At 65.4% G+C, this 12545-nt stretch carries 13 protein-coding genes; 8 read left to right on the top strand and 5 right to left on the bottom strand.

What is annotated here, in order from left to right:
* Positions 1–5: 5 nt before the first annotated feature.
* Positions 6–476 (bottom strand): transcription elongation factor GreA, encoded by a 471-nt coding sequence (greA, locus tag ACFQ2S_RS18920; protein ID WP_386076881.1) that lies wholly within the window; start codon positions 474–476, stop codon positions 6–8.
* Positions 477–665: 189 nt separating this feature from the next.
* Here greA and ACFQ2S_RS18915 point away from each other — a divergent pair, with 189 nt between their 5' ends.
* From ACFQ2S_RS18915 to ACFQ2S_RS18895, 5 genes are all read left to right on the top strand, one after another.
* Positions 666–1781: a GSCFA domain-containing protein gene (locus ACFQ2S_RS18915; RefSeq protein ID WP_386076880.1), complete on the top strand. Its 1116-nt coding sequence runs from the start codon at positions 666–668 to the stop codon at positions 1779–1781.
* Positions 1778–2509 carry a hypothetical protein gene (locus ACFQ2S_RS18910; protein WP_386076879.1) on the top strand — a complete coding sequence of 244 codons (732 nt, stop codon included), beginning with the start codon at positions 1778–1780 and terminating at the stop codon, positions 2507–2509. Before ACFQ2S_RS18915 ends, ACFQ2S_RS18910 begins: the two co-directional genes overlap by 4 nt.
* 166 nt (positions 2510–2675) lie before the next feature.
* Entirely contained in the window at positions 2676–4328 is a 1653-nt protein-coding gene (locus ACFQ2S_RS18905; RefSeq protein WP_386076877.1) for an electron transfer flavoprotein-ubiquinone oxidoreductase, read from the top strand.
* A gap of 156 nt (positions 4329–4484) precedes the next feature.
* Entirely contained in the window at positions 4485–6200 is a 1716-nt protein-coding gene (locus tag ACFQ2S_RS18900; protein ID WP_386076876.1) for a tetratricopeptide repeat protein, read from the top strand.
* Positions 6187–7023, top strand: a complete 837-nt coding sequence (locus tag ACFQ2S_RS18895) for a 4-(cytidine 5'-diphospho)-2-C-methyl-D-erythritol kinase (protein WP_386076875.1) — start codon at positions 6187–6189, stop codon at positions 7021–7023. Before ACFQ2S_RS18900 ends, ACFQ2S_RS18895 begins: the two co-directional genes overlap by 14 nt.
* A gap of 64 nt (positions 7024–7087) precedes the next feature.
* Here ACFQ2S_RS18895 and ACFQ2S_RS18890 read toward each other — a convergent pair whose 3' ends face one another.
* A complete protein-coding gene (locus ACFQ2S_RS18890) occupies positions 7088–8089 on the bottom strand; it encodes a polyprenyl synthetase family protein (protein ID WP_386076873.1) in 1002 nt (333 codons plus the stop codon).
* 56 nt (positions 8090–8145) lie between these two features.
* On the opposite strand from ACFQ2S_RS18890, the gene ACFQ2S_RS18885 reads away from it, so the two are divergent.
* The 3 genes from ACFQ2S_RS18885 (at position 8146) to ACFQ2S_RS18875 (ending at position 9427) form a co-directional block, all read left to right on the top strand.
* Positions 8146–8367, top strand: coding sequence for a putative signal transducing protein (locus ACFQ2S_RS18885; protein WP_386076871.1), 222 nt, complete (start codon positions 8146–8148; stop codon positions 8365–8367).
* Positions 8360–9133 (top strand): tRNA1(Val) (adenine(37)-N6)-methyltransferase, encoded by a 774-nt coding sequence (locus tag ACFQ2S_RS18880; protein WP_386077041.1) that lies wholly within the window; start codon positions 8360–8362, stop codon positions 9131–9133. Before ACFQ2S_RS18885 ends, ACFQ2S_RS18880 begins: the two co-directional genes overlap by 8 nt.
* 126 nt (positions 9134–9259) lie before the next feature.
* Complete coding sequence (locus tag ACFQ2S_RS18875) at positions 9260–9427, top strand: YdcH family protein (RefSeq protein WP_089230613.1); 168 nt, start codon at positions 9260–9262, stop codon at positions 9425–9427.
* Here ACFQ2S_RS18875 and yddG read toward each other — a convergent pair.
* From yddG to ACFQ2S_RS18860, 3 genes are all read right to left on the bottom strand, one after another.
* On the bottom strand, positions 9405–10298 hold the full coding sequence (gene yddG / locus ACFQ2S_RS18870) for an aromatic amino acid exporter YddG (RefSeq protein WP_386076870.1): 894 nt from the start codon (positions 10296–10298) through the stop codon (positions 9405–9407). The genes ACFQ2S_RS18875 and yddG overlap by 23 nt on opposite strands.
* 109 nt (positions 10299–10407) lie before the next feature.
* A complete protein-coding gene (gene phbB / locus ACFQ2S_RS18865) occupies positions 10408–11133 on the bottom strand; it encodes an acetoacetyl-CoA reductase (RefSeq protein ID WP_386076868.1) in 726 nt (241 codons plus the stop codon).
* 173 nt (positions 11134–11306) lie between these two features.
* Positions 11307–12482 carry an acetyl-CoA C-acetyltransferase gene (locus ACFQ2S_RS18860; RefSeq protein ID WP_386076866.1) on the bottom strand — a complete coding sequence of 392 codons (1176 nt, stop codon included), beginning with the start codon at positions 12480–12482 and terminating at the stop codon, positions 11307–11309.
* Positions 12483–12545 lie beyond the last annotated feature (63 nt).

Here is a 12545-nt window from a genome sequence, read left to right as displayed (position 1 = left end):
CCGACTCAGACATACTTGATGCTGAGTACCTCATAGCTCTTTTCGCCGCCGGGTGTGCGAACTTCGATGGAATCGCCCGCGTCCTTTCCGATCAGGGCACGCGCGATGGGCGACTTGATGTTCAGAAGGCCCTTTTCCAGGTCGGCTTCGGGCTCGCCCACGATCTGGTAGGTCTTCTCCTCGTCAGTGTCCTCGTCGACGATCGTCACCGTGGCGCCGAACTTGATCGGCCCCGACAACGTCGACGGATCGATCACGTTGGCCAGCGAGATGACGCTTTCGAGTTCCTTGATCCTGCCCTCGATGAAGCTCTGCTTCTCGCGCGCCGAATGGTATTCGGCGTTTTCGGAGAGGTCACCATGCTCGCGCGCCTCTGCGATCGCACGAATGATCGCGGGGCGATCGACGCTCTTGAGCGATTTCAGTTCTGCGTCCAGCGCGGCAAAACCCGCGCGGGTCATAGGTATCTTTTCCATTCTTTCCCTGCACGGCTTGGATTGTGGGGATTGGGCTAATGGCCCTTAACCCAAGCGGCCTGTCGAAAGTCAAGAGCGGATGCAGGTCAAAACAGGCTGCGCAAGACCTGCTTGACCCATAGCGCGCCAGGGATTCTGTTGGTACGGACAATCCGATACCCTGTCCAACGAACTCCCGACGAGGCCGCGGTGACGAAGACCGACCATCCCTACCGATCCCAGCCACCGAAGGCGTTCTGGAAACGCACGGTCTCCGGCGTGCATCCGCTCGATGTGGAGGGTTGGTACAGCAAGAAATTTTCCATCGACAAGATGCGTGTCGCGACCGCGGGTAGCTGCTTTGCGCAGCATATCGGGCGCAACCTGCGCGCGCGGGGCTTCTCGGTCGTCGATACCGAACCTGCGCCCGAGGCTCTTTCGGCGGACCGGCGCCTCGATTACGGCTACGGCATGTATTCGGCGCGTTACGGCAACGTCTATACCTCGCGCCAATTGCTGCAGTTGTTTCAGCGCGCCCTCGGACAATGGAAGCCCGCCGAACCCGCATGGTTGAAGGGCGACGGCGTCGTGGACCCGTTCCGCCCGACGATCGAGCCGGAACCGTTCGGCTCGGTCGCCGAAATGGAGGCGCTGCGGGCCAGCCACCTGGAATGCGTGGCCGAGATCCTTCGCAAATCCGACCTCTTCGTCTTCACGATGGGCCTCACGGAGACCTGGCTGTCGAAGGAGGACGGCGCGGCCTTCCCGCTGTGCCCGGGCACGGCCGGCGGCACCTTCTCCGAGGATCGCCACGTCTTTCAAAACCTCAGCCCCGGGGAAATCCACAGGGACATGCAGGAGTTCATCAAGCTTGTGCGATCGGTGAACCCGAAGATGCGGTTCATCCTGACGGTCAGCCCGGTGCCCCTGATGGCCACCGCCACCAACGACAATGTCGCCGTGGCCACCATGTACTCCAAATCCGCGCTCCGGGCGGCGGCCGGCAGGTTGGCGGGCGGCATGAAATTCGTGGATTACTTCCCGTCTTACGAGATCATCTCCTCGCCCTTCATGCGGGGACAGTTCTTCAACCCCGACATGCGGGAGGTGTCCGCTCACGGGGTGAACCACGTCATGGACATCTTCTTTGCCGAGCACGCCCCGCTTTCGGCTCGCAACGCGGCGAAAGCGGCCTGCTCCGGGACAACGGGCGAGCCGGAGGCGTCGGGCAAGGGCAGCGGGGAGGCGATGAGCGAGGAAGAGCGGTTGGAACGCATCCTCTGCGACGAGGAACTGCTGGCGGAATTCGGCGAGGCGAAAGAGTGAAGGTCCTGATCATCGGCGATTCTCACACCCGGCGCCTGTCGGCGGGGCTTCGCAGCTTGCAGGACGAAGAGGCCGTGGACGACGGACTGCGCATCAAGGTGCAGGGCCTCGGCACGGGCCGCCTTCTGGCCACCCCCTTCTTCCGGCCCATGGACGGCTACGCCGAGGTCGTGGAGCCGGAGTTCCGCGAATACATGGAGCGCATCCCGCCGGAACCCGGTGTCTACCACGCCATCGGCTTGTCGATGCTGTTCCACCCGTCTCGCATCATGCGCTCGATCCTGCGGGGCGGATATTGCGTCGGGGAATTTATCCCGGGGCGGCAGGCGATATCGGAGTCCCTTTTCCGTGAACTGTCCCGCCAGGACCAGACGTATGTCCTGCAACTGTGTGACCTGCTGAAGGCGGCTGGCTACAGGGTCTTCGCGGTCTCTGCACCCGGGACCTTTCGGGACTATCCGCTGGTTTCCGAACTGGGGGCTGCGCAAGCGTTGCGCATCGAACGTCTGCATCGCTCCGAGGTTCTGCACCAGCTCGAAAGGCGAGGAATCGAGGCGGTGGATATCCCGACCGCGTGCCGCGACGCGGACGGCTTCATGAAACAGGAGTTTCGGGCGGAACGGGCCGATGACGCGCATCATGGCAACGCCGCCTTCGGCAAGCTGATGATGCAGCATGTCCTGGAACTGCTGCGGTCACCGCCCCCCGGGGTCGCCACGCGGGAGTGAGGCGCAGACGGATCGCACGGGCGCGGGCGCAGGGATGTGACGCAGCGATCCTTCGCTGCCCTGCGGCAATGTGATGCCGCGTTTCAATTGACGGCGAAGTTTCCTGTCCGCTACGCATGGCGAACACCAGATTTCAAGCGAACCAGAGCCAGAAGCGGGAAGAGACATGAGCGAAATCGAACGCGAAGCGATGGACTACGATGTCGTTATCGTGGGCGCGGGGCCCTCGGGATTGTCTGCCGCGATTCGTCTGAAGCAGCTGGATCCGGAGCTGAACGTCGTGGTGCTGGAGAAGGGCTCGGAGGTCGGGGCGCATATCGTCTCCGGCGCCGTGATGGACCCGGCTGGGCTGGATGCGCTCATTCCCGATTGGAAGGAACGTGGGGCGCCGCTCCGGACCCGGGTCAAGCGCGACGAGTTCTACGTGCTGGGCGAGGGCGGGGGCATCCGGCTGCCCAACATGATGATGCCGCCGCTGATGGACAACCATCATTGCTACATTGTCAGCCTCGCCAATGTCTGCCGCTGGATGGCCGAGCAGGCGGAGGAACTGGGCGTCGAGATCTTCCCCGGCATGGCCTGCTCCGAGCTGGTCTATGGCGAGAACGGCGAGGTCAAAGGCGTCGTCGCCGGTGAGTTCGGCAAGAACGCCGACGGGACCCCGGGGCCGGGCTACGAGCCGGGCATGGTGCTCAACGGCAAGTATGTGTTCATCTCGGAAGGCGTGCGCGGGTCGCTGGCCAAGGAGATCATCGCGAAATATGCGCTCGATGCCGATTGCGACGTGCCGAAGTTCGGCCTTGGCATGAAGGAGATCTGGGAGATCGACCCGGCCAAGCACCGCGAAGGCACGGTCACCCACACGATGGGTTGGCCGCTCGGCTCCAACGCCGGGGGTGGGTCGTTCATCTACCACATGGAGAACAACCAGGTCTGCGTCGGTTTCGTCGTGCACCTGAACTACGCTAACCCGTACCTCTTCCCCTACATGGAATTCCAGCGGTTCAAGCACCACCCGATGGTGGCCGAGCTGCTGAAGGGCGGCAAGCGCGTGGCCTATGGCGCGCGGGCGATCTCCGAGGGCGGCTTCCAGTCGATCCCGAAAAGCGCCTTCCCCGGCGGCGTCCTGCTGGGCTGCTCCGCCGGCCTAATCAACGTGCCGCGGATCAAGGGCATTCACAACGCGATGCATTCGGGTAAGGCGGCGGCCGAAGCGGCCTTCGCGGCGATCGGCGCGGGCCGCGGGGGAGACGAGTTGGCCGATTACAACGACGCGCTTCGCTCCGGCCCGGTTGGGCAGGACCTGAAGCCGGTGCGCAACGTGAAGCCGCTCTGGTCGAAGTTCGGGCTGGTCGGCGGCCTGACGCTCGGCGGCCTCGACATGTGGCTCGGCTCCAAGACCGGCTGGAATCCGTTCGGCACCATGAAGCACGGCAAGACCGACGCCGCCGCCACGCGCGACGCCCGGGAGTTCCGGCCGATCGAGTATCCCAAGCCCGACGGCGTGCTCTCCTTCGACCGGCTGACGAACGTTTCCTTCGCGATGACCAACCACGAGGAAAGCCAGCCCTGCCACCTGAAGCTCGCCGATCCGGACGTGCCGGTGAAGGTGGACCTGGGCAAGTACGCAGGCCCCTCTGCCCGCTATTGCCCGGCCGGCGTCTACGAGTTCGTCGAGGAAGAGGGCAAGCAGCCGCGCTTCGTCATCAATTTCCAGAACTGCGTGCACTGCAAGACCTGCGACATCAAGGACCCGGCCCAGAACATCACCTGGACCGTACCGCAGGGCGGCGACGGGCCGAATTATCCCAACATGTAAGCCTCACGTCGGCGCCTTTCCGGGCGCCGGGCGCGAAATGCCGCTCACGATGCCGTCAGGCAAGGGGAATGCGGGGGTCGCAGGCGCTGCCCCCGTATTGTTTCATCCCACGGGCGCGGGTAGGCTTCGTCTTACCCAATGAACATGAGGCCGCTCTTGCCCCTGCTCCGTCCCCTCTGCCTGTCGCTCGCCATCAGCCTGACCGCGTCGCTGCCGCTGTCCGCCGGCGCGGAAACCCTCGGAAGCGGGTTTGCCGGATCCTATCTTGCCGCGCGGCACGCAAGTTATCACAGCGACTATACCGCGGCTGCGGATTACTACACCCGCGCCCTTGCCAGGGACCGGAACAACCCCGCTCTTCAGGAAAACGCGCTTCTGGCCTTTACCGGCCTTGGTCGGATTGACGCCGCCGTGACCATCGCCCGGCAGATGCAGGAACTCGGGGTCGACAGTCAGATGGCCAGCATGGTGGTGATGGCCGATCTGCTCGGCGATGCGCGCTACCGCGATGTGATCGATGGCGTTTCGACCGACCTTTCCGTCGGCCCGCTCGTGGACGGCCTGGTAAAGGCCTGGAGCCTGATGGGCGAGGGCGAGTCGGACGCCGCGATGGCCGAATTCGACGCCGCCGCCGAGACCACCGGGCTCGATTCCTTTGCGCTTTATCACAAGGCACTGGCGCTCGCCCTGGCCGGGGATTTCGAGAAGGCGGAAGTCATCTTCTCCGGTGCCGCCGGCGCGCCTCTTCGGCTCACCCGCCGTGGCGCCTTCGCCCATGCGCAGGTGCTGAGCCAGCTTGACCGCAACAGCGCTGCCCTTCAGTTGATCGAGGTCGGTTTTGGCAGCGATCTCGATCCTGGCCTCGAGAAGCTGGTCGAACAGCTGGAAGCGGGCGAGACCGTGCCCTTCACACAGGTCCGCAACGTGCGCGACGGACTGGCCGAGGTGTTCTACACGGTCGCCGGCGCGCTGGAGGGCGAGGCGGCCGACAGCTACACGCTGCTCTACACCCGGATCGCCGAATACCTGCGCCCCGACCATGTTGATGCCATCCTACTGAGCGCCAACCTGCTGGAATCCCAAGGCCAGTACGAGCTTGCGACCCAGGCTTACAACCGGGTTTCGAGCGATGATGCCGGCTTCCACGTTGCGGAGATTGGCCGCGCCGACGCGCTGCGCCGCTCCGGGCGGCCCGAAGAGGCGATCGATGTCCTGAAGCAACTGGCGGAGGTTCGCGGCAACCTGCCGATCGTACACGTCACCCTCGGCGATGCCCTGCGCGGCGAGGAGCGCTACGAAGAGGCCAGCAAGGCCTACGATGCCGCCGTCTCGCTCTTCGAACAGGACGAGCCCGGCCAGTGGATCGTCTATTACGCCCGTGCCATCACCCACGAGCGCGAGAAACGCTGGGAACTGGCCGAAGCCGATTTCCGCAAGGCTCTTGAGCTCAACCCAGGCCAGCCGCAGGTGCTGAACTACCTCGGCTATTCCTTCGTGGAGATGCAGACCAATCTCGACGAGGCGCTTGAGATGATCGAGGAGGCCGTCGCGGCGGAGCCGGGTAGCGGCTACATCACCGACTCTCTCGGCTGGGTTCTTTACCGGCTCGGCAAGTATGATGAAGCGGTGATCCACCTCGAACGCGCCGCCGAGCTGATGGCGGTGGACCCGATCGTCAACGACCACCTCGGCGACGCCTATTGGGCCGTTGGCCGTCGCATCGAGGCCCGGTTCCAGTGGCACCGGGCGCTGTCCTTCGAGCCGGAGCCGGAGGAGGCCGAGCGCATCCGCCGCAAGCTCGAGGTGGGGCTGGACGCGGTCCTGGCGGAGGAAGGCGCAGAGCCGCTGTCCGTCGCAAATGAAGACGGTTGAGGAAGCCGCCCGCGCCAAGGTCAACCTCGCCCTTCACGTCACCGGCCGCCGCGCGGACGGCTACCACACGCTCGACAGCCTCGTCGTCTTCGCCGATCACGGCGACCTGGTTACCGCCAGGCCTGCGGAGGCGCTGAATTTCAACGTCACCGGCCCCCGCTCCGAGGGCGTGCCGACGGACAAGTCCAACCTCGTGCTGCGCGCTGCGACGCTCTTCGACAACGTGGCCGCCGAAATCACCCTGGACAAGCACCTGCCCGCCGCGTCCGGAATCGGGGGCGGCTCGGCCGACGCGGCGGCGACCCTGCGGGCGCTGCAGCGCCTGACCGGTCAGACCCTGCCGAAGCCGGAGGCGATCCTCGGCCTCGGCGCCGATGTGCCGGTCTGCCTCGTAGGCCGTCCGGTGCGCATGGAAGGCATCGGCGAACGCCTCTCGCCTGTCCCTAGGTTGCCGCCGCTGCCCGCGGTGCTGGTCAACCCCGGCGTCGGCGTCTCCACGCCTGCGGTTTTTGCCGCGCTGGAGAGCCGGGAGAACCCGGCCATGGAGGCCGTGCCGTCCGGCCTCCGAAGGCCCGGCGACCTCGCCGGCTGGCTGAAGACGCAACGCAATGACCTCGAACCACCCGCGATGGCCCTCCAGCCCCGGATCGCCACCGTCCTGGCTGCGCTCCGTCAGATCGACGGCTGTCTGATAGCCCGAATGTCAGGCTCGGGCGCTACCTGTTTCGCGATCTTCCCCGATGCCGTGACTGCCAGCTCTGCCGCCACGCAACTTCGCGCCAGCCACCCTGACTGGTGGACGGCCGATTGCACGTTCGCCTGAGCAGCATCATCTTCTTGGTGAAAATACCCCCCGCCGGAGGCGCGGCCCGCAGGGCCGGGGGCGATCAGCGCACCCGCGCGACGACGTAATCGGCCAGGTCCAGCAGCATCTCGCGCAGTTCGCTTTCCGGGAACAGCGTTAGCGCCTGCTTGGCCTCTTCCGCCCAGCGAAGCGCCTCTTGCCGGGTCTCCTCCAGCGTCTCGTGGCGGGCCAGCAGCGACAGTGCATGCTCCAGGTCGCCCTCTTCCTGGCGGCCCTTCTCGATCACCCGCTCCCAGAATGCGCGCTCTTCGGCATCTGCCTTCGCCACCGCCTTGATGACCGGCATCGTCAGCTTGCGCTCGCGGAAATCGTCGCCCACGTTCTTGCCGGTCGTGGAGCTGTCGCCATCGTAATCCAACAGGTCGTCGACGATCTGGAAACTGATCCCGAGCGCGTCTCCGTAGGCCCGCAGCGCCGCGATCTTCTCCTCGTCGACGCCGGCGGTCACCCCGCCAACCTCGCAGGCGGCGGCAAAGAGCGCAGCGGTCTTGCCGCGGATCACCTGCAGATAGACGTTCTCGTCGGTCGCCAGGTTTTGCGCGGCAGTCAGTTGCAGCACTTCGCCCTCGGCGATGGTGGCGGAGGCATTGGCGAGGATGTCCATCACCCGCAGACTATCGGTCTCGACCATCAACTGGAAGGAGCGGGCAAACAGGTAGTCGCCCACCAGCACCGAGGACTTGTTGTCCCACAGCAGGTTCGCCGTCGGCCGGCCGCGCCGCTGGGCGCTCTCGTCGACCACGTCGTCATGCAGCAGCGTCGCGGTGTGGATGAACTCCACGGTGGCCGCCAGCTTCACATGGTTCTCGCCGGAATACCCGCACATCCGCGCCGCCGCGAGCGTCAGCATCGGGCGCAGCCGCTTGCCGCCCGCCTCGACCAGGTGAGCCGTGACTTCCGGGATACGGGGAGCGTGTTCGGAGGCCATCCGCGCCCGGATCAGCGCGTTCACGCGCTCCATGTCGTCGGCCAGCACCCGGGCAAGCCGGTCGTGCGGTTTCTGGGAGGCGTCGTCCAGGCTCATCACGGTCTCGTCACCCCGTCTCGACAGCCGGATGGGGCTTTGCTTAAGTCCATTTCATGAAAGAGGTTTTACGCACCACCGACCCGACTGTCATCGCGCTGGCGAAATCCCTCCTCGATGGGGAGGATATAGACTGGTTCGAAATGGACGTCCATATGAGCGTCCTGGAAGGGTCGATCGGGATTCTTCCTCGCAGGTTGATGGTTCTGGACAGCGATCTGTTCATGGCGCGGGCGGTGCTTCGGGACAACCAACTGCCCGTCACCGAGGATCGCTGAGGTGGACGACGCGCTGACCTGCGACGCCTATCTGGGCGGTCGAATCTCCATTTCCCAACCGAAAAAGGGTTACCGGGCCGGGATCGACCCGGTTTTGCTGGCCGCGGCCTGCCCGGCAAAGGCGGGCGAGACGGTGCTGGAACTGGGGTGCGGCGTCGGAACGGCCTCGCTCTGCCTGTCAGCGCGGGTGCCCGGCCTGCAACTCACCGGTGTCGAACGTCAACCGGAGATCGCCGAGATCGCCCGCCTGAACGCCCGCGTCGCCTCCGCCTCTCTCGACATCGTGACCGCGGACCTGGCCGACCTGCCGGCCTCGCTTCGGCGACGCGGGTTCGACCACGTCATCGCCAACCCGCCCTATTTCCTGCGCAGCGCCTCCCATGCCTCGGGCCATGCCGCGCGGGAGGCGGCGATGGGGGAGGAAACTCCGCTGGAGATCTGGCTGGACGTCGCCTCGCGTCGTTTGGTGCCGGGCGGATGGCTCACCATGATCCATCGCGTCGAACGCCTTAACGATTTGCTGTCGGGATTGCGGGAGCTCGGCTCGGTCCAGATCCAGCCTCTGTCACCCCGCCAGGGGCGGGACGCCCGCCTTCTTCTGCTGCGCGCTCGAAAGGGTGGGCGCGCGCCGCTTCGGCTTCATGCGCCGCTGATCGTTCACCAAGGGGCGGAACATCAGCGAGACGGGGACGATTACACGCCGGCTCTCACCGCTGTCCTGCGTGACGGAGCTGCCCTTCCGGGGTTCTCAGAGGTGGCCATATAGGCATTGTCGTCTGATCGTTACAGAGGCGTCTCAAAATATTTTCATTCGATGCCGGTTCGGCGTGACAACCGAAATGTTTCGTGCTGCACTTGAGCCCTGACCTTAGCTTCAGAGGAGAAATCTATCATGCCCGAATCCGCCCGCGTTGCGGAACTTCGCAAGAAGCACGCCGCACTTTCGGCCAAGGTGGAACAAGTTCAGCAGTCTCCCGGCTCCGACGACCTCGAAATCGTAGAACTGAAGAAGCAGAAACTCCGAATCAAGGAAGAGATCACGCGGCTGAGCGCTGTGTGACGTCCTTTTCGGCGCGGCGGCTGGCCATCGCGGCCAGCACCGCGCCCCCTGTGATCAGTGCCGCCGCCACCAGAAGTTTTGGCGTCGGCGCAGCCAGACCGGCAAGCAACAGCGCCAGGGTCGAGAGCAGCGGCGCGGCATAGCTCGCAACTCCCAGAAGCTGGATATCCCCACGCTTCACCCCGATATCCCAGACATAGAACGCCAGTCCCACCGGCCCGAGGCCGAGGGCGATGACGCTTGCCCAGGCGAGCGGCGTGGCGGGCAGGACGGTCTCCTCCAGCGCAAGATGCGCGATGCCGGAGAGCAGCGCGGTCGCCAGGCAGAAGACCGCGACCGTCTCGGTCGGCGCGTCTCCGATCCGCCGCGACAAGACCGAGTAGCCGGACCAGAAGAAGGCGCAGAGCAGCGCCATGCCATAGCCGGGCAGGGCCGTGCCGCTGAGGCCGGCACCGTCTCCGAGGATGATCAGCGCCGCGCCAGCGAACCCGAGTGCGCCGCCCAGGAGATGCCCCGCGCGCAGCCGTTCGCCGGGCAGCAGCCCGGACATCAGCACGATCAGCAGGGGCCAGAGATAGGCGATCAACCCGGCCTGCGCCGGCGGGGCCAGCCGCAGGGCGGAGAAGTAGAACAGGTGATAGCCGAAAAGCCCCGTGGTGCCGAAGGCATAGACCTTCCAGCTCACGCCGCGCAGCCTGTGCAGCCCGCCCGCCGCCAAGGTCCAGACCACGCCGATCGCGCCACCGATGGCAAAGCTCATCGCGGTGAGCTGCAACGGCGGAACCGGCGCGCTGCCCACTGTGAACAATGCGAGGAGCGCCCAGAGCAGGACGGCGACGAAACCGATGCCGGTGGCGTTGGAGCGGGTCATGGCGCCTCGTGCAGGATCGACACGCGTGCGTCAAGCATCGTGATGTCAGAAACAAGAAACCCTCCGCCGGGCAGGCCGACGGAGGGTCTCGTGCTGGGTCCGGTGCCGATCAGACGAAGAACTGGCCGCCGTTGGCGGACAGGGTCGAGCCGGTGATGAAGCCGGCGTCTTCGGAGGCGAGGAAGACCACGGCGCGGGCGATCTCTTCGGGCTCGCCGAGGCGGCCTACGGGGATCTGCGGGATGATCTTCTCGTTCAGGATCTTCTCGTCGATGGCCTTCACCATCTCGGTCGCGATGTAGCCTGGGCAGATCGCGTTGACGGTGACGCCGAAGCGCGCGCCTTCCTGGGCCAGCGCCTTGGTGAAGCCGAGGTCACCGGCCTTGGAGGCGGAGTAGTTCGTCTGCCCAGCCTGGCCCTTCTGGCCGTTGATCGAGGAGATGTTGATGATCCGCCCCCACTTGCGCTCGCGCATGCCGGGATAGACCGGGTGGGTCATGTTGAAGACGCCGTGAAGGTTGGTGTCGATCACGTCGTTCCACTGCTGCACGGTCATCCGGTGGAACATCGCGTCCCGCGTGATGCCCGCGTTGTTGACAAGAACGTCGACCGGGCCGAGGTCGGCTTCGACCTGCTTGATGCCGTTCTCGCAGCCCTCGTAATCGGCGACCGACCACTTGTACGTCTTGATGCCTGTCTCCTCGGAGAACATGGCGGCGGCTTCCTCGTTGCCGCCGAAGTTCGCGGCGACGAGGTATCCGGCGTCTTTCAGCCCTTTCGAGATCGCGGCTCCAATTCCGCGAGTCCCCCCGGTGACGACTGCAACTCTTGCCATGGTTCCCTCCACTCTGGCGTAAATATCTTGTAACACTGCAAATTGCGCAGGCTCTCCCTGAGCAACAATGTTGCGCACGGCGACCTCCGCATCAAGGGGTGATCGGCGGGCGTCAGAAGAAAGGGGCGCCATGGCGGCGCCCCTCGACTCTCGTGTTCAGCGGGGCGGAAAGGTCAGGGGCGTTCGACGCAGAGCGCCACGCCCATGCCGCCGCCGATGCAGAGCGTGGCGAGGCCCTTCTTGGCGTCGCGGCGCTTCATCTCGAAGAGCAGGGTGTTCAGAACGCGGCAGCCCGAGGCGCCGATCGGGTGGCCGATGGCGATGGCGCCGCCGTTCACGTTCACGATCGAGGGATCCCAGCCCATGTCCTTGTTCACCGCACAGGCCTGCGCGGCGAAAGCCTCGTTGGCCTCCACGAGGTCAAGATCGGAGACCGACCAACCTGCCTTCTCGAGCGCCTTGCGCGAGGCATAGATCGGCCCGACGCCCATGATCGACGGGTCGAGCCCGGCGGTGGCGTAGGAGGCGATGCGGGCGAGCGGCTCGATGCCGCGCTTCTCCGCTTCGTCGGCGGACATGCAAAGCACGGCGGCGGCACCGTCGTTGATGCCCGAGGCGTTGGCCGCCGTCACGGTGCCGTCCTTCATGAAGGCAGGGCGCAGCTTCTGCATTGCTTCGATCGTGGCGCCCTTGCGGATGTACTCGTCGCTGTCGACGACGATGTCGCCCTTGCGGGTCTTCACGGTGAAGGGAACGATCTCGTCGGCGAACTTGCCGGCGGCCTGTGCGGCCTCGGCCTTATTCTGCGAGGCGACGGCGAATTCGTCCTGCATGTCGCGGGAGATCTGCCACTTCTCGGCCACGTTCTCGGCCGTTTGGCCCATGTGGTAGCCGTTGAAGGCATCCCATAGACCGTCCTTGATCATGGTATCGATGTATTTCATGTCGCCCATTTTCTGGCCCTGGCGCAGCGGCGCGGCGTGGGGGCTGAGCGACATGCTTTCCTGTCCGCCGGCGGCAACGATCGAGGCATCGCCGAGCATGATGTGCTGGGCGGCGAGCGCCACGGTGCGCAGGCCCGAGCCGCAGACCTGGTTGATGCCCCAGGCGGCCGATTCCTGCGGGAAGCCGGCGTTGATATGGGCTTGGCGGGCCGGGTTCTGACCCTGGGCTGCGGTCAGGACCTGCCCGAGAATGGTCTCGGAGACCTCCGAGGGATCCACCCCGGCGCGCTCGACAACGGCCTTCAGGACAGTGGCTCCGAGGTCATGGGCTGGCGTGTTGGCAAAAGACCCCAGAAAACTTCCGACGGCAGTGCGGCCGGCCGATGCGATAACGACGTTGGTCATGATGGCTCCTCTTAAAGTCATCCTCTCGGGGTCGGACGGCCGTGCTGGCCGTCTCCCTCTCCC

The sequence above is a fragment of the Tropicimonas aquimaris genome, from assembly GCF_042676185.1.
Lineage (GTDB): Bacteria > Pseudomonadota > Alphaproteobacteria > Rhodobacterales > Rhodobacteraceae > Tropicimonas > Tropicimonas aquimaris.
This window is presented reverse-complemented; position numbering and strand designations above follow the sequence as displayed.

Coding starts and splice junctions, on each gene's coding strand:
- yddG (WP_386076870.1), bottom strand. CDS start 10,298: ATGACCCGCTCCAACGCCACCGGCATCGGTTTCGTCGCCGTCCTGCTC.
- ACFQ2S_RS18905 (WP_386076877.1), top strand. CDS start 2,676: ATGAGCGAAATCGAACGCGAAGCGATGGACTACGATGTCGTTATCGTG.
- ACFQ2S_RS18895 (WP_386076875.1), top strand. CDS start 6,187: ATGAAGACGGTTGAGGAAGCCGCCCGCGCCAAGGTCAACCTCGCCCTT.
- ACFQ2S_RS18875 (WP_089230613.1), top strand. CDS start 9,260: ATGCCCGAATCCGCCCGCGTTGCGGAACTTCGCAAGAAGCACGCCGCA.
- ACFQ2S_RS18885 (WP_386076871.1), top strand. CDS start 8,146: ATGAAAGAGGTTTTACGCACCACCGACCCGACTGTCATCGCGCTGGCG.
- greA (WP_386076881.1), bottom strand. CDS start 476: ATGGAAAAGATACCTATGACCCGCGCGGGTTTTGCCGCGCTGGACGCA.
- ACFQ2S_RS18890 (WP_386076873.1), bottom strand. CDS start 8,089: ATGAGCCTGGACGACGCCTCCCAGAAACCGCACGACCGGCTTGCCCGG.
- ACFQ2S_RS18860 (WP_386076866.1), bottom strand. CDS start 12,482: ATGACCAACGTCGTTATCGCATCGGCCGGCCGCACTGCCGTCGGAAGT.
- phbB (WP_386076868.1), bottom strand. CDS start 11,133: ATGGCAAGAGTTGCAGTCGTCACCGGGGGGACTCGCGGAATTGGAGCC.